The sequence below is a fragment of the Sporocytophaga sp. genome (assembly GCF_017745095.1).
Classification (GTDB): domain Bacteria; phylum Bacteroidota; class Bacteroidia; order Cytophagales; family Cytophagaceae; genus Sporocytophaga.
The window spans coordinates 56022-75057 of the sequence record NZ_JAGHZZ010000023.1 but is presented as its reverse complement, the minus strand read 5'-3'; the positions used below and the strand labels follow the sequence as shown (position 1 = coordinate 75057).

Sequence of the window (19036 nt, the reverse complement as noted above, 5' to 3'; positions counted from 1 at the left end):
TTTTGGCCGCTTCACTCACTGAAATTTCTTAACGCAATTTCCTCAAGGCCCGGTCTGATAAGCAAAAGAGAACTAAAGCATTAATCCAATTAATTAAAATGGGAAAAATTTGAGCGTTCTTTCGGGTTTTCGTTTTTCTTAATGGTTTCCTAAATAGCAATATACGTAAAATTTTTATTGTATAACTTTATGAATAGACAGTCTGCTTGAGCCGCTTATAGGTTCAATTGAAAGTAATTAATTACAATAAAGATCAATTAAAATGCCTTGGTTCAAACTTATTAGATAGTAAAATATGTTAAAGGGTGACGGAATTTGAACCCACGACCCTGAGTATAATTCTGTCATAAGCGATATGCCATTCAACCTTTTTAGAAACAAATGAGACTTCTTCATACGCATATATGACGTTTGTATACGTTTTAATTAAAACCTAATAATCGAAATTTTTTATGCCAGCAACCTTCGCAGATAAAGTAGTTGATTTCAATCGTCATTTACAATATATGGGTGAACTTCCAGAAGGTTTTCAGGTAATGAATCCCTATCTGGATAATCCTGAAACAATGGAGGTTATGAAGAAATTTTATTATAAGTATTATAACGACCTAAAGACACGCAAATTTATCATAGGAATCAATCCCAGCAGACATGGAGCTGGTGTAACAGGTGTCCCATTTACGGATACAAAGAGGCTGGAAAAGGTTTGCGGGATAGAGATGAAATCTGCCTACACGCATGAAATATCATCTGTATTCATGTACGAAATGATCACAGAATATGGTGGCGCTGCAGCCTTTTACAAAGACTATTATATCAATTCTCCTTTTCCTTTAGCAATAATTAGACAAACAAAGGACAAATGGCTTAATGCAAATTACTATGATGATTCTGCTCTTTTTGAATTGGTCAAAAATTTTATGATCCAGTCTTTGCAAAAGCATATCAGCCTGGGATTAGATACTTCTAAAGTATTTGTATTGGGAAAGAAAAATGCAGAATATATAAATTTGCTGAACAAAGAAGCAAAGCTATTTGATTGTATAAAAGTTCTTGAACACCCACGTTTTATCCAACAGTATAAATCGAAACAAAAGGATTTGTATATCAACAAATATATTCATGCATTGAAAAGTTAATGAACTATACTCCTCTATTTTTATTTCTTTAATAGAAGAGAGATTGGAAATGAAGGCATCAGAAAAACATATTATTTATACCATTGGGCATTCCAATCATAGCCTAGAAGAGTTTATTGGCATTTTGAAATCCTTTGACATTAAAGTTCTCGCGGATGTACGTCGTTTTCCCGGATCTCGCAAGTTCCCTTATTTTAATAAAGAAAATCTGAAAATTTCTTTAGATAAAAATGGGATAAATTATGTCCATATGGAAGATTTAGGCGGAAGAAGAAAAATGAGAAAAGACTCGAAAAACAACCGTTGGCGCAATGAATCTTTTCGTGGTTATGCAGACTATATGGAAACGGAAGATTTTAAAATTGCAGTAACAGAACTGGAATTCTTTGGATTGAAACAACCCACAGCTTATATGTGTTCCGAATCAGTATGGTGGAGTTGTCATCGATCATTGATATCTGATTATCTGAAAGCAAAAGGTTGGACTGTATTGCATATAATGGCAGCAGGAAAAGTTCAGGAACATCCTTATACATCCCCCGCAATAGTGACAGAAGGTCATGTTTCTTATGCCGATGCAACTTTGTTTTAATTAAATTATTGTTTTATGGCAACACAATTTAAAATAGGCGAAAAAGTAAGCTGGAACTCTGAAGCAGGAAGGGTTTCCGGAACCATTGTAAAAGTTCATAATAAAGATTTTGATTTCAAAGGCTATACCCATCACGCCTCGAAAGATGATCCTCAATACGAAATTAAAAGCAGTAAAACGGGACATATAGCGGCGCATAAGGGGACAGCGCTTACCAAAGAATAAAAAATATGCTGCTTAGATTTGGAAACAACTTTAAATAGCAATTTCCGGATTGCATTAAAAGTACTTAGCACCTCATTTTACTAAGCAATATAACGCTTTAACTGCTTTTTACAGAAGAAAAAACTTAATCAAACTTTAAGGGATTTCTAGACCTGTCCAGACTTGCTTTCTCTTGAAGTGGCTATTTTTCTCAACAACTTACTAAAGCCTCCTATAGATTTTAGCAATGTACCTAACATAATAAAAAAGGTGGAGTCTTTAAACTCTGCCCACCTTACCATGCATCATTAGTAAATGCTTTAATTGCTGTTAGTTACTAATAAAGATTTTCCAATATTCAGAACGAGGATTTAATTCTTTGCAAATTTTGGCCTGATTCAAAGGTTCTAAAGACCAATCTGACATTCCATCTTTTACAAAATAAACCTCAGTTTCATAGCATTTTATAATAGAATCCGTCATAGTATTTAGATCATCATAAAATGATATAATGGTTTCAAAGTCAACATTGGAAGGAGAATAAAAATAAATACGATTTAAATCGTCATAAGGGCCAAGTTGAACAAGCAGATAATCTCCCCCGCCACTTGTAAATATTGGAAAATAAGTACCCGGCCAATAGTTATCAGTTTTATTATAATTGTATGTCATCAACGCTTCTTCTAAAGGAAGAAGAATTCCATTAGGAAAGACAGATAATTCCCCAATAGTTTTATCTTCCATCTTACCTCCATTATAAATTCTATAAGCTGCTTTTAAACCTTCAGGCAAACTTATATTGAACTGATTCTCTAAGTTCTGAATTTCATCATCCCTTAGTCCATCCTTCATATTTGATAACGCAGGGTGATTTATATCTTTTAAATAACGAAATAAATTAACAATGCTCATAAAACTTCTATTTACCTTGTAACTTGTGGCTGCTGTGATCAGGTTTCTTTATTGAACTAGCAAAAAAAGGTGCCAGTATTTCACCTCTGACACCCTCTTACTATGGATCTTTATTGAGTACTTTAAGCTACTTCGCCAGTTATAAACAGGATCTAATTTATAAGTTATTTAGGGAAAGATTGTGGAAGTTATCTACTATCACCAGTCACTATTTTCAATGTCATAACTATTAACATTTTTACTTTAATATAAAGCACTAATTGGATTCCCATATACTTAACCCATCATCTATAAAAGAATTAAGCTGACAATTTTTAACATCAAAATTAAAGTTGACAGTTACATTCTTATTTCTGAATTTTATTTTACGATATATATTTATAGTATTCTTCTTAGAAAGAACACGTAAATCATTATTATCAGTTTTATAGGAATCACTATGGATTATTAGGTTCGTTTTATTGTACCGAATAAAAAATATCGAAGCAGTATCACATGTATTATTTACAAAAAAAACTTCTGCAAAACCTATTCCCCTTAGATTGTACTCATTGATATGTATAACCTGAGCATTAAACTCAAAATTCTTTTTAATATCCTGCTCTAGATTACCTATAATCTTATCACTTTTAGTAGCTTTTGTATCAGGTATATTGAATGAGACTACAGAAGCTTTTTTATGAAGAAAAAGACAAACATCTAATTTCTCCTTTTCTTGCTTAATTGAAAAAAGCAAGAAAAAAATATTTAATAAAACAATCATAATTTTTTTATTAACTCATAATTATAAATATTTTCATTACCTCTTTCCTTACCGTTTAAAACATCCCTATAACTGTTGGAATTGTAAGCTTTAGAGATCATCCCGAACAGATAGTAATATGTAGCTGAAATTACTTCTATTTGGTTATTTGCATCTTTTAGCTCTCCAACTACAGACCTTAGGTACCCAAATGGTCGGTCAATTCATAAGAACGCTTTTCATTGCACAATACTCCCAGTCTTGAGCTGCCGTTCAACTAATGTTAAAGAACCTGCTGATCGGATTTCATAAGTACTCATGACATTTCCCTGAGCGTCTTGAATATAGAAAGTTTTTGTGACATTGCCATCCTTATCAGTGGCTAGAACAAAACAGAAAAAGTATCTGTCCGAAGTGTTAAGTTACTTCTTCGAGATACTTTTTCCTCTTATAATTTTTTAAAAAGAGCTGTCCTTCGAGCTTACTTTAATAACTATCTTTAACCTCTATATATCATCATCACCTTTTCTATATCGAAATGTTATTTATGGTAAGATTTGTACATGCGATGCTACTAATTGCTACCGCCTATGCCTTTGCATTCCATATTAATTTTATCCTCAAATAAAACTTGACAAGTTAGAGCATCTATAAGCATATTAACAGTCCCACAGGATTCTGTTGTTCTTATAATTAGCTAATTATCATAAGAAGAAACTTTAATTTGAAAGGTATTCCTCCATAGATTAACATTCGGAATTATTGTTGAATATTTTTTTTGATATAGTTTATTCATTTTTTTATCAAACTTTGTAACCTCAAAGCCTCCTGATTGAAAGAATGATTTAATTAGATAATAATACTTTTCAGCTTTAATTAACTGATAGTCATAATGCAAATCGTCAGGAGTACATTTGAAATGAAAATACTCTCCATTTTGAAGGTCAATCACAGTATCGATTGGTTCCGGAGCAAAAAAGTATTTAAACCTAATACTGTCTTCTGCAACACTATTGAGATTTTTTGACTGATTCGCATCTACACGTTTATAATTTTCAAGTGATACCATATACTTACCAAAATCAACTACTTTTATTTTCTCATTAGTACAGGAAAACATTTGACTTAATACTAAAAGAAGCACAATTGCCTTTTTCATCAAAATTTAAATGTTGGGAAAATTTGCATATAATAAAAGATGGCGGAATTTGAACTTATGATCTTTAAGTTACTGAATAATTAAGTCTTTCAAAAATACTTCTTCCTACCTTTATATGATCATGTATGGACTCGAACCTGCTGAGATTACAGGTAATTTCTCAACAACTTACTACATCCTCCTACAACCTTTGTAATTCATTTTGTAACCGAATAACAATAAAAAAGGTGCCAGTATTTAAACTCTGACACCCTCTTACTATGGATCTTTATTTAGCATTTTAAATTTTTCCGCCAGTTATGAACAGCTCTAATTTTTAGGCACAAGCCACACGAGAGTATGATTCACTATTATCCTTTGAGGTTTATCTTAATATCATTCTACTTCTTTCCTTTTAAAGTGACAGTCTTTCCCCCGGTTAATAAATTACCTTGCATAATTAATTTTGACCCTTTCACTTTGACTTTTGTATTATCAAAATAAATCTCAGGTGTAGATTCCACAGAAACCTTAATTCTAAAATGATTTGAAGAAAAATCTTTAACTTGATATTTAGGAATTTCAAACGTTTGATAGTTGATTTTGATATTCCTAATCTGCTCCTTTTTTATGGATACTTTCCCTTCCATATCAGTAATAATTATCCGCTCGTCATTTAGAACAATATTAGCTAACCCAAGTGGATTACCATCTAAATTTGTTACTTCAATATAAACACTGTCCTTATCTAATAAAGAATCCTCATGAACATCTATTTTCTTTTCCGGTCTGCTCCCTCCATTTATAACAATGTTATTATCTTCTTTCTCCCAGCTTCCAATTATAGTGCCTTTATTCAGACCATTCACCCAATTATATATAAACTTTTCATTGGAATGAAGTTCTATTTCGTACGCAATTCCATATGCTCCATTGTATCGGTAGGTACCTTCAATACCCAGCTTTCTGGTAATACAAGCACTCAATAACAATGACAAAAATAAGATAATATTTTTTTTCATTCGAATTTACTACTTGGTGAATGGTTGATTTGAGACTCCCTGGTTATACCATATCTGCCAGTCTTTTACAACTTGGTATGGTGGTTTTCCCTTTTTACCCCCTTCTGGATTAAGTCTGTGACTTAATCCTACAAATATATGCAAGTTTATAACTTTCATATATGAAGACAAGAATCGAAATTAATGGGTGGAGGGATTTGAACCCACCACCCCTAAGTTACTGAATAATTAAACCCTTCAAAAACATAACCTCCTACCTTTATATGATCCAGTATGGATTCGAACCTGCTAAGATTACAGGTTATTTCTCAATAACTTACTACATCCTCCCACAGCCTTTGTATCCGATTTTGTAACCGACTCCAACAAAAAAAGGTGCCAGTCTTTCAACTCTGACACCTTCTTACTATGGATATTTCAATTAACGATTTTATCTATGTTCTCGTTCTTTCCATTGACTTCTTTGTATTAAAGCACTACTTGTGGAAATAGTAATTTAAACTATTAAAGAGGGTATAATCTCTTTTAAAGCTACTATATCAGGTCTTCCATCCGGATTAATAGTATTAATAAAATCCATATAAATTCGCCCAAGTATGGGTAAACTCGGATTATTAGTCGCTTTGGCAACTAATAAAGATGACAACAATTGAGAGACTCCTGTTGCAGAATAAATTAACACATTGAAGTCTTTATTATTAAACTCAACAGTGGGTTCATTATTTAACAATTTATCTGCTTTCTCTAAAGAACCTAACCTCTCAGTAAGCTTAGGAATTGGCATCTTAAAGAATGCCATAAATACCCCTTTAGCAGCATCTTCAATATTAATTCCATTCATTAAATCATTGCTATGAGGTGTTTCATACAAACTACCCTCACTAGAATAATCGCCTTTATTAGCAGGATTGGTATATGTCCTTAGATCAACCAAGAATATTTCACTATCAAAAACTTTATGAGTATCAGAATTTTTTAACAGCAATGTAGTTTCATTGAAATATACTTTAAAAAAAACATCGACTCTACCATATTTCAAAAAGTATAAACTCCATACATATCTAACATTACCTTCTTGTTTTTCAAAGACCACTAAATGCTCTGATCCTGTTAACTGCTTTTTAACCAAGAGAAAACCTTCTTTTTCAATCAATGGTATCAAATAACCTAGAAAGTCTTCTTCGATCTTTTTTTTACTCATCATTTCAATTTTTTAATTATTTTACTGAATGCTCCTTTAATTGTACTTGCAGAAGCTGTTCCAGTATACCTATTCACTGTTCGTCTATAAATACTGGCAAATGTATTGCTTGAACTAATAACCTTCTTTTCAATCTTGAACTCTTTCGCCTTAGTACCAACAAATGTAACTGCTTCACCTCCGGTATAAAATCTTTTTTGATTGGGTTTCAATTTGCTACCATTAGTCTTACTTTCTACAACCTCTAAGACATTACCTGTTTTTTCATCAACGACAACAAAATCAAAGATCGTTTTTGCTCCATCCTGAAACTGCCCTTCTACCTGTTCTGCAATTTTGACTTTTTGCCCTTTATACTTTTCATTTAACTCCTTATGAGTTTCCTTCTCTCCAATAGCTCCAATTTCCTGATTACTCTTAGGAAAATATCCCAGAGTCGCATACATGGAAGCCTCCATTCCTGAAGTCTCATATCCCCATTCTGCCAGTTTGGAAACCGCAAAATCAACTGCTTGTTCAGCTAAGAAAATTGCAACTGCTCTACCTGCGGGGCTATTAATAACTGCCATTGCCTTCTTCATGTGCTTAGCAGCTCCGAAGCCAGACAATCCTGCAAGAGCACCTATACCTGATTCTTTTATAACATCAGCGTAGTTAATCATGGAAATTGCAGTTTTTACATCATGCCCATCGTACATATGGGTACCTACCTGCAATATCATTTCCATCATTGCACCAACAACAGCTCCTGCCGCTGCGGCTCCGCATGTCGGGCAATCACCCTGAGGGTCATTTCTAAAGGTAGGCTTATTATCAAATGCCACATATGGGCTTAGCCATGGCATTTCATTAGAGCGGGGATCGGCACTTAACCATTTTGCAATTCTTGGATCATATTGACGGAACTCAGTAGTATAGTTATCAAGCTCATCATCCTTTTCCATGCCATTAAACCCGTACCTATAGTTATTGGAGTTAAATGACTTAGCGATCATCCCGAATGGATAATAATCCATAGCTGAAACGACCTCTATTTGGTTATTCGCATCTTTTAGCTCTCCTATTACAGATCTTACGTTGCCCAAATGGTCAGTCAATTCATAAGAACGCCTTTCATTGCGCAATACTCCCAACCTAGAGCTGCCGTAGATGTATTGTTCATCTAATGTTAAAGAACCTGCTGAGGGAATTTCATAAGTACTCATGACATTTCCCTGTGCATCACGAATATAGAAAGTTTTTGTGACATTTCCATCCTCGTCTGTAACGATTTTAACAGTCCTGTTTCCTGAAGCATCGTACTCAAAGCTCAGATTTGCTTTAGAGCTTCCTGCATCCCTTGTTACAGATTTAATTTTTCCATAAACTGTCCATTCTATGTTTTGGATCTGCTCCTGAACGTCTTTATTCAGGTTGCCTATCTCATCATATACATAGTTATCCGTTCCCTGGTTGTCTATATCAGAAGTATGAACACCAGTCATTGACGGCAGATCTGAAACCGATCTCAGTTTATTGGTATTGGCCAGATAACCGGCTTTTTTGTTTTCATAGTTATAGCTTAACTGATCAAACTGAACGCCACTTTCATTATACCTGTTCAAGCTTGTGATGTTGCCATTGGCATCATAAGCATAGGTATTTTTATAAGCATCACTACCCAAGCTCTTACCGGATTTGATCCTGTTCAGCTGATCATATTCAAATTGTTGTGTCCAGGCCTGATAAACGCGCTGTCCACCGACAGTCGAATAATTCACTTCCTTGTTCAGACTTGTCCAGGTAGCAATATTGCCATTGTACAAGCTGGTATTTTTACCCTGATCATTTAAAGCTACAGGAGTTGACTGCAATCCCTGAGCACCTCCTCCGATAGCAGCATAATCTTTCTTACCATTCTGATCATAGTAGCCAAGAGCGTAGCTGAACTGATCCCCCTTTACCCCTTTAATCCAGCCCTGAAGCGTATAGGCATAAGTCTGAATCTCAGCATTGTTCCTTCCGATCTTTGCCTGAGCAAGAGGACCATGGGCATAATAATCGTACTCGGCTTCTTTTACCCAGTTTACACCGTCAGTGCTTGTAGATACCTGAGTAATTCTGTTATCTCCATCATATTCATATTTATGAATCAGCTGATCACTCTGCCCTTTCTGATAATAAACGTAGTTTACTTTTCCTGAAACAAGATCATACTCATAATCCATACGTTTGGTCGTCTGTGTACCTCCGGATTTTATCTCCTGAACCAGTGTTTTGACATTACCATGAATATCATAGGAATAATGTGTTGCTCTGTCATACACTCTCAGACCATTTTCATCTGTAATATCCTTATCAGAATAAGTTACAGAAGTTACTCTCGGTCTCAGGTTTTGCTGTTCAAAGCCCTGAAGAATGTCTTCAAATACTACCTCATCATAGTAGGTAGATGTGATCTGTTGTTTAACACCACTTGTCAGGAAGGTTAATTCTATAGCATTGTATTCAACCTGAGACTCATGTTTAGGTGTGCTAAAGGTTGCCTTTGTGATCAATTCACCAACCTCTACTATACGGCCTATCTTATCGTATAATGTATAGCTATATGCTCTGGCCTTTTCTGTTGAAGAAGAAATTGCATTTAAAGCTTCCGTAACACCTTCATATTGTTTTTCATTCAGGTAATTTTCAATGTTATACTGTTTGCTGTTCTGGCTTAATACCAGTCTGCCCAGCTCATCATACCAGAATCTTGATCCAAGTTGCTGTGCTCGATCTCTCAGGCTCTTAACTTCTCCGTTTCCATTCACCAACGTTCCGTTCTGCGCATCTGCCAGAGCGACGATCGGAGTTTGAGATCCGGCTCCTGTACCTTCCGGCATCCAGCGATAACCGCCATCTACAGTTTTCAGAACCAATCCTGATGTACCTGTTATGTATCCTGTAAGTCTGTCTGTAAAACTTACACTACGTAATGGTCTTCCCGGCATTCCGGTTCCTTTATCATCTGTAATATCTGCATCATTACAGATCTTTAGGTAAGAAAGACTTCCTGCAAGTAAATTAGAAGGTTCTGTGGCCGGAGTGCTGCAGCTTGCCTGAATCTTCTGGCTGCTTGTAAAGGTTCCAGCAGGCTGTAATCTGTATGCGGTTCCTCCGTTACCTACCACATAGCCGTATCCGTCGGCATCCACATGCACGCCGTATAACTCTTCGGTGGCAGTCAACGCAATGCTGTAATTGCTCATATCGCTGCTGTACAACAGATTCTTGCCTTTTACAATCCACACTTTTGTACCTGCTGTGATCACTATTGAGCGTACTTCTCCTGTACCCGGAGGAGTTGAAACGGTCGTCCAGGTGTTTCCTGCGTTATTGCTGTAGAAGATACTTCCATTTAAAGAGCCGGCTATTGCCTTATCTCCTAAAGAAGCTATTGCACTCAGATTTTGGGTAGATCCGACAGGCTTAGGCTGCCAGGTTTCACCAAGGTCCGAAGACACTAATACTGTTCCCTGATTACCAACAGCTATAAGTTTGTTGCCTTGAGCCATTGCTGTTATTGGCTGTACTTTTATCGGAAGGGCTTTGCTCCATCCACCTCCCTGGTAGTAGTAGATGTTTTTCGTTCCTGCAGCCAGGTTAACAGACACTTCTCTTATCGGTGCATTTAAAGGATCAGGGTTAGTTCCCTGCCATGTACCACTGCTATTTCTTACATAAATGCCTCCTGTTTCCGTTACAGCTACATTGCTATATGCCTCATTGATGGTTCCGCTTACTCCCGTTTCATCAGTAAGGGCAAATGTGGAAGTATTATAGGTTTTCATACCTGCGTCTGTTGCCAGACGAAGTGTCCCTGCATCCAGGTAAGCATCTTTGATCTTCACAGTGTTAGTACTGATCACCTTCTGATAAGTCCACTGGAAGTTGTTATTATCCTGACTTGCTTTCTTAAACAATTCGCTATTGTCTCCACCGGTATACATGGTCAGGTTTCCGGATGAAGTAGAAGTAAGAAGATTAGTCGGTTGAACTGCAAATGCTTTGTTCACCCAGCTTCCTCCCGCAAGTCTCTGATAAGCAGATCCGTCATTGAAGGTCGCCAGTGCATCTACTCCACCTGTAACTGATGTAAACATCAGATCAGAAAGCATGTAAACATTAACTCCAGATGGCAGCGTAAATTGATTAACAGGAGTAACAGTACCGTTACTGTTTAAAGTCAGTTTTACAATTGTATTATCAGTCTTCAGTGCATAGATACCATCGCTGGTTTTGTAAATTTCATACACACCTGTCACAACCGCATTGTTGCTGTTGGTCAGTATAAGGGTATTATTAGGAACCGTTCCGGTATTCAGCCTGGTTCTGTAAAGATTGTTATCTCCTCCAAGCAGTAACCAGTCATGGGTTGCATTGACAACCAATGATTTGGTCGTATAAGCAGTATATCCTGTAATATCTATTTTCTGCCAGCTATTGGTTCCGGTTCTGTAGGCTAAAGAAGAAGCAAGTATGACTTCTTTATCACTCACTGCTGTACCGTTGTTGGTAAAGAGTGTTCCCGCTATATACACTGACTTTGTAATATTATTTAACTGAGTGGTACTTGGAGGTGTGGTGTTATTATTGACTGTAACAGTACCAAAACTGCTCCAATTTGAGCTATTACCATAGTTACCGGAATTTGAAACGGCAGATACAGAAGTCCCGCTCAAATCTGATATTCTGAGGATATCGTTACCGGAAGTAACTGCTGTCCATGATTTACCATCGGTACTAGTATAAACATTCCCTTGCGGATTACCAGCATCTGTCATCAGGGCTGTATAATTGCCTGATTTCACGATAAGCTGCCTGAATTGTTTCTGTACATTTCCGCTAGTCCAAACGCTGAACTTTCCGTTTGACACCTTTAATATTACTCCATTGTTTCCGGTAATGAACGTGTTCGCACCATCATTAGCTATTGCGCCATATGGACCTGCGCCAAATTCCTGGATATTAAAGATACTGCCTCCATCTGTACTCATGTACAATACAGATACAGCAGGATTTCCTTTTGTTCCTGCCACAAGGATCTGGTTATTTTCGTTCCAGACATCAGTGATAGATAAGATATTTGTGTTTTTCAGAGCATAGTTAGGTGATGACCAGTTCACCCCTCCGTCTGTTGTCGTCCAGATGGTACCGTCATAGGCCATTATTCTGCCTGAAGAGGATGTAGTAAAGTATACATCTATAAGATCTAATGAAGTCGGAGAAGAGAACAATGTCCACTCACTTCCGTTATTGGTACCTTTTATAAACAGACCATTCTTACCTACTGCAAAATATGCTGGTGAAGCACCTGTTACAGTATTGATGTCCAGAATATCACCGAACTCCAATCCCATATTGGCGGTCCACTCTTTACCGGTATCAGTGGTCTTATATAATTTTGTTTCAGAAGAAGTATTTGCAAAAAGAAGTCCCTTTTGCGCAGTTACATAATCTATTGCGCCAACACTATAACCGTTAGGCAGAGTAAGTGCAGGATTGGTTTCCCAAAGATCCTGACGGCTGTGATCCGGCATATCCTGACTGATCAGCTGATTCAGACTGTTGTATTTATAAGTTGTAGACAGGTTGTGATCTGTGTAAACATTAGGCACTTTTTTATCTTTAAGATCTGTGATGATTCCAGCTGTAACACTTTCGCTTAAAGGAGTCACCCCTGCCGGAGGAACTGTTCTGACAAGATTTCCGGCCTGATCATAATAATAGAGTGTATAATGTTGCTCACTGTCACTATAATCAACGGAAAGTTCTTCTTTCAAACTGTCCATAACAGATGACACATAGTCATTGACAAATTTCTTTTTAGCTTCCTGAATATATGCATAGTAGGCAGCTTCGACATTGGAAGTATCCACGTTTTTGATTGTAACATTACACTGGTTGACAGTAATAACGCCGGGAACTTCAATATCCACCACATCGCACATGATATTGGAAGGCTTACAGTCTTCAGGTGATCTTTCTGAAATTGTTACTGATTTGGTAAATGGTAAAGTACATGTACTTCCCTGTTTCGGAGTATACACAAGGTTTACAACACCAGCTGTTCCCACTTTTACCTGTGACTCGTATTGATTATTGGCATTAATACCTGTACCTGTCCATTGGAAAGTATAAGCTGGAAGGTTTGCTGCAGTCAGAGACACAGGGTCTTTTCCGGGGCAAAACTCCAGTCTGTTATAATAGATCTTTCCTTCAAACGGTGTATCATTAATAAAAACATCTCCTGGTTTAGAGCAGTTTTTACTGTCAGTAACAGTAAAAGTTTGAACCACCCCAGCTGCAAGTTGTTTGTTTATGATACCTGTTGAGGTAGTTGTAAATGTTGCATCAGCCCAAGTAACTTTATATGGAGCAACTCCTCCGGAAATGTTCAGAGTTAATGCTCCATTCATTCCTGCACAAACTGGGGATTGAGATTGTTGAGTAAAGGTCAGCTCACTTGACGGACCTGTTACTGTATATGTTCCTGTTACAGTACAAAGATTCTTATCTGTTACTTTCACTGTATAAGTTCCCGGATCAGGATTATCAAGACCTGGATTCTGAGAGGTGAAAGTTCTTGTAGCTCCACCCTCTTCCACAACTGACCAGTCATATGTATACTTTTGGGTACCTCCGCTTACATAAAAATCCACATCAAATGACTCTGAATAACATGTTCTTGTAAAAGTTGTGCCATTAAGGTTAGTGATAGTAAGAGGACTGTCTGTGCAGTTCACAGGAGGAACTGAAGTATATTTCACTTCAAAAGGACTCTCTACCACACAGCCTTCCGGTGTTACAATAGCTACAGTATGTTTGCCTGCACAGGCATTCAGGAATTTTACTGTACTCTGATTTTTAAGAACAGCAAGATCCTGATATTTTAAATAGTTCTCCAGTGGAGTTTTATCCCATAGAATGGCGTATCCATCATAATTTGTTATTCCGGAAAGACTTAAAACAGCCTGACCATTGCAAAGGTCCGATCTGGTATCCTGAGAGGTAACGGCAACATTGATTGTTTGCCCGCACTTATTGGAGTTAAACTCTACACTGTCTTTACAGCCTCTTCTGTCCGTCACCACTACTTCATATATTCCAAAAGGAAGTTTATCCTGGCTTTTCAGACTTCTGTCAAAGATATCTCCGCCCTTCCAGTTATAGGTAAAAGGAGCCAGTCCGGCACTGTTAATTACCGTAGCTGTAGTTCCTTTTAATTCTACCAGAGGCTCAGGTTTACTTACTGCACATGGATTGTAAACAAATGTAAATGTTCCAGGACAGTTATTGGCATCTGTGACATTAACCGTATAAGTAGTACCAGGAACAAGGTCAGTTCTTTCAGCAATATCCTGATTGTTATCCGTCCATACAATGTGATAATCCTTTTTGCCTTTAGACACAATTATCTTAACCCCACCTGTAGAAATATCTTCCTTGGATATTTCCAAAGATGCAGGATTATCCAATATGATATCTACGGTTTCTTTTTTACAGGTTGAACTATTTGGAATAACAGACAAGCTATATCTGCCTCCTTTTAATCCGGATTTTGTTGCTGCATTTGCACCTGTTGCCTGAAGAGCAGGATCTGACCAGACAATATAATAATTAGCAGGAATAGAAGTAATTGTAATGCTTCCGTTAGTTCCGTCATGACAAAGAGGGTCTGTTAACTTGTATTTTATCTCTGCATTGCAAAGTGTCGGAGGTAAGCAACTATTTGGAATTTCGAATGTAAATGAAGTTGTATTTCCTTGTCCGTCTGTGGTTACAAGATTCAGATAATCCAGAGACAGTGAGGAAGCAATTGCTGAAATATTGATTTGTTTACCTGAACCCACCGGATTATTATTTGCCGGGTTATACCAGGTATAGGTAACAGGTTCCGCAACAGGAGTAGCGTTGGCGCTGCCATCTTCATTTACCTTGCTTAATTTTGCTTCATAGTTGCATCCCGCTACCAATGTATATCTAACGGCATTGGTCGGGCCATCCTCAAGTGTTTCATCAGCAGGACTGTAATAATAGGTACACTTGGTTACATTATTTACCAAAAGAAGAGAATAGCTACCTTTACCTATATATGATAGAGTTGCTCCCTGAATAGGGCTATAGATATTTGTGCCTGTCCAGTAAGCCGTAACATTTGCAGGAAGATTGGTAAGGGTTATGCTGCCGTCTGTTTTACCTTTATAGCTAGGCTTTACTTTGGTAAACTGAGGCTGATAATTATTAGACTCCGGTGTATTACATACAATATTGCATGGAGTTACAAGATCACTGTAAGTATTACAATATGAATCGGTAATTTTAACCATGAACGGTCCATCACCTATATTATTCGGGATAGTATATGGCCCAAGCTGAAGACTTCCAGAAGTTGCTGTCAGATTTTCAAGTGAGCTGGGAATACAACATCCCAGATCTAATTTATATGGACCGGAAACTGCATTGGTTATATTTATTGAAAGCTGGTTTTTACATTCACTACCGGCATTTGCGCTCGTAGAAATGCTCATAGTGCTTTTAGGTGCAGGATCAACCTTTACGATGATATCCCTGAAAGTTTTGCTTACATTGTCTGTAATAGACAGCTCAGACTCTCCTTCTGCCATATTATACATGGTTATCGGAGAAGCACCTCCACCCCTCGAATCTTTATTATTTTTATTGACTACTGTATAATTACCACTTCCGCCGGTAACAGTAAGCACAACATATGGTTTGGTACCGCATTTTTCTGGGAAAGCCTGGTAAGTGACACCCAAGGTCGGACATCCCGCATCTTTGGAAGGGTCACATGGAGGACAGTTTCCAGAGTTCGGATCACATGGACAATTCAGAGGATCTGTCACATCACATCCGAACTGGCAGTTAGGATCAAGACCTGCCAGACATGGACAGTCAGGATCAACTGTAGGGTTGCATTGTGGGCTACATCCAGGATCGGTTGCGAGATTACAAGGACAATTCGGATCCGTTGCAGGGTTACAGAAAGGTACACATCTGCCACTTCCTTTGATTCCCGTCTGAATAATATCACCATTGCAATTTACAGAAGTGATAACGGAATCTTTGCATGGACGGTTAATAAGACTTGCATATGGCAAAAGATTTCCGTCACTTGTCTTTATTCTATATTTACATGAAGTATCTGGACATTCTATTTTGATCAGAACTTTTTCATTTGTCTGATAACTTACTATAATATTACATTCTGTTTCAACTATGTTGGTAATAGAGAATGGCAATTCCGGACCTTCACAGCTTTTAGAATCCAGTACTCTTACGCTATAGTTACCTTTAGTCGTATAGTTTCGTGAACCTACGTTAGTTATAGTTCCATCTGACCATTTGTATTTATATTGGCCTCCGTTTCCTCCGCTTGGGGTTGAAACAGTTGCCGTACCACCATTAACAGAAACAGTGGCTGTTATTCCTGTTGTTGGCTGAGATATAGTATAAGTAAGTGTTGATTGACTACAACCAGGCCAGTTTATGATAACTGTGTTGGTTCCTGCAGAGAGATTGCTATTGGTATTTCCAGTTACGTTCGGATATCCTGTCCAAACAACAGGGCTAGTGGAAGTTGTTGTTGAAGTTCCACCACAGCTGCAGTTTAAAGCTGCTGGTGAGAGGATCTGACCAGAGCCAGTTTCAACCCCATTAGCGTCGCAAAGATACGTATTTCCCTTTATAATAGAACTTCCGGTAAGGTTGGTATTCTGTTTTACTCTTATAGATGCACAGCTTTCCAATCCATCGATTAAACCATTGTTGATAAAATTCAATGTATATAGCACACTTCCAGCATAACCTTTATAAACAGAATTACTGTTAAATGTAGTGGTAGAAGTAGCGACAATGATATATCCCTTATTCTCGATATCTTTATTATTATTCAGACTACCGTCTACAAACAACTTGCAGTAGTTTCTGAATAGAGATGTTGGTTCATTGTTATTAAAGATTCCTTTAACGTTAAATGTACCTCCATTAATGGTAGTAAATTTGTTATTAAAATTACCTGTTACTGTAATAGTACCTGTGTTAAGATAGGAATTTGAAGAAGTATTAAAGCTAAGGTCTCCGTTAACTGTTATTGTACCATGGTTTTCGAGTGCACCATTAAAGCCAATGCTGCTGGTAGTAAGAATACCATAGTTCTTTACAGTACTGTTAGCAAGCAAATTAAGGTTAGGGGCATTTAACTTTGCTGTTCCATTAACTATAAGAGTAAAAGCTCCAGGAGTTCCGGAATAGTTAAAATTCTGAATAGTAGCATTTCCGCATACGATCAATGTTCCACCAGCGACAGAAAGGTCTCCGGTAAAGGAAGGTGAAGTAATATAGACAGTCTGTCCTGCTGCTATTGAAACAGTTCCGGAACTTTGATTAAAATTGACAGCACCTGATGGAATAGAAGAACATGAATAGGTAGATACAGCCTGTGACATACAGCTTCCAGGATTTCCTGTAGGGAGATCAGAGCTACCTCCGCTACCTCCTCCTTGATTTACAGGTACATCAAGAGGTACACCATCTTTATAAACTACCACTTTTCCATCATTGCCTCCATAACAAGTTACAGGAGTTGTAACTACAGTAAAATTACAGGTAGTACCTTGTCCTACAATTGTAAAAGGTAATGGATCTCCTGTACATCCTTTGCTGTCTCTTACAGTTACGGTATAATTACCAGGAGTGGAAAAAAATTTGCTTCCTGTAGTAGTTGTAGTAATTTCGGTTGACGACGCCAGTTTCCAGTCATAATAGAATTGTCCCTGATTACCTCCTGTTGGAGTGCTCACTGTAGCTGTTCCTCCATTAACAGAAACAGTGGCCATTATTTTGTTAGGTGTCGGAATTGTAAATTGCTGGTTAACAGCATTACATCCGATAAGATTAACAGAAACATTATAAGTGTTAGCTGCAAGTCCTGTTACAGTACTGCCTCCTAACATAGGAGTTCCTGAGCTCCAAGTAATCGTTCCTGAGACACCGGAACCAGCTCCTGTAGCATTACAGCTGCAATTGGTAGTTGCTCCGCCCTGTATAGTTCCTGCGCTGACAGTTTCTATGCCATTTGCATCACAAAGATCAGTTAATCCTTTCACCACCCCAGATCCATTGATAGTTGTGGTTCTTGAAACTTTAACAGCTGCGCAGGTAGTTCCCACTCCGTCAATAACACCATCTACAGTTAAATCTTTCGTTGAAAGCAAACTATTTGAATAACCTTTATACAGCTTCCCCCCAGTGATATTGGTCAAGTTTCCTATTGCAATTTTACCATAGTTTTCGATAGTAGTAGAATTTGAAAAGCTGTTTCCAACATTGATCTTGCAAAGATTTATAAATCCGGAGCCTCCGTTATTGTTAAAGTCCCCGGTTATTTCCATTGTACCTCCGTTTGTTGCAGTATTATAATTATTAAATGTTCCGCCTACCTGAACTCTTCCAGCATTATAAAACTGGCCTGTATTGGCGTTGATGTTTAGAGTCTGAGTTGCTGTAAGAACACCATGATTATAAAGCTTTCCATTAAATCCAATGGTATTGGTTATAGAAAGGTTTCCATAATTCTTAAGCACACTCTGATAATCAAGATTGATATTTGGACTTGTAAGCGTCGCTTGACCGTTAACAATAATTGTTATCGGTTTGGAATTATTATTCATTTCAAAATTTGTGATTGTCGCTCCCCCGCAAACTACAAGAGTGTTAGTTCCCAGAAACCTGATACTTCCGTTAAAGGAGGGAGAAGTCAGATATAATGTTTTGCCATCCGGAATTTCGACCAAACCGCTGGTTGCGCTACTTACAATAGACCCAGCAACAGGAGTACCGCATGAATAAGATGATATTTCCGGTGTTACACATGTTCCACCATTATCCAGTACAACTAGCTTACCATCTTTGTAGATTTCTGCTTTGCCATCCTTTCCTCCAAAACAGGTGACTCCAGTAGGTACTATTGTAATATTGCAATTTTGTGAATAGGCCACAAAACTTGCAAAAATGAGTCCCAAAAGTATTCTTAAGCTTTTCAT

The 19036-nt window shown here is 37.4% G+C and carries 9 protein-coding genes; 3 read left to right on the top strand and 6 right to left on the bottom strand.

The window, feature by feature from the left end:
- Positions 1-452: 452 nt before the first annotated feature.
- Genes J7604_RS22785 through J7604_RS22775 form a run of 3 tightly spaced genes read left to right on the top strand, consistent with a single transcriptional unit; the run spans position 453 to position 1956 of the window.
- The gene (locus J7604_RS22785; RefSeq protein WP_293901413.1) at positions 453-1139 is read left to right on the top strand and encodes an SMUG2 DNA glycosylase family protein; all 687 of its coding nucleotides are present in this window, start codon (positions 453-455) and stop codon (positions 1137-1139) included.
- Positions 1140-1188: 49 nt separating this feature from the next.
- Positions 1189-1731, top strand: a complete 543-nt coding sequence (locus J7604_RS22780; protein ID WP_293901410.1) for a DUF488 family protein — start codon at positions 1189-1191, stop codon at positions 1729-1731.
- Positions 1732-1746: 15 nt separating this feature from the next.
- A complete protein-coding gene (locus J7604_RS22775; RefSeq protein ID WP_293901407.1) occupies positions 1747-1956 on the top strand; it encodes a DUF2945 domain-containing protein in 210 nt (69 codons plus the stop codon).
- 309 nt (positions 1957-2265) lie between these two features.
- On the opposite strand, the gene J7604_RS22770 is transcribed toward J7604_RS22775, so the two are convergent.
- The 6 genes from J7604_RS22770 to J7604_RS22745 form a co-directional block, all read right to left on the bottom strand.
- Positions 2266-2847 carry an SMI1/KNR4 family protein gene (locus J7604_RS22770; protein WP_293901404.1) on the bottom strand — a complete coding sequence of 194 codons (582 nt, stop codon included), beginning with the start codon at positions 2845-2847 and terminating at the stop codon, positions 2266-2268.
- Between the two features lie 256 nt (positions 2848-3103).
- The gene (locus J7604_RS22765) at positions 3104-3610 is read right to left on the bottom strand and encodes a hypothetical protein (RefSeq protein WP_293901401.1); all 507 of its coding nucleotides are present in this window, start codon (positions 3608-3610) and stop codon (positions 3104-3106) included.
- Positions 3611-4286: 676 nt separating this feature from the next.
- The gene (locus J7604_RS22760) at positions 4287-4748 is read right to left on the bottom strand and encodes a hypothetical protein (RefSeq protein ID WP_293901398.1); all 462 of its coding nucleotides are present in this window, start codon (positions 4746-4748) and stop codon (positions 4287-4289) included.
- Between the two features lie 380 nt (positions 4749-5128).
- Positions 5129-5749 (bottom strand): hypothetical protein, encoded by a 621-nt coding sequence (locus J7604_RS22755; RefSeq protein WP_293901395.1) that lies wholly within the window; start codon positions 5747-5749, stop codon positions 5129-5131.
- Positions 5750-6245: 496 nt separating this feature from the next.
- On the bottom strand, positions 6246-6953 hold the full coding sequence (locus tag J7604_RS22750) for a hypothetical protein (RefSeq protein ID WP_293901392.1): 708 nt from the start codon (positions 6951-6953) through the stop codon (positions 6246-6248).
- Positions 6950-19036, bottom strand: coding sequence for an RHS repeat-associated core domain-containing protein (locus J7604_RS22745; RefSeq protein WP_293901389.1), 12087 nt, complete (start codon positions 19034-19036; stop codon positions 6950-6952). The genes J7604_RS22750 and J7604_RS22745 overlap by 4 nt, the downstream gene beginning before the upstream one ends.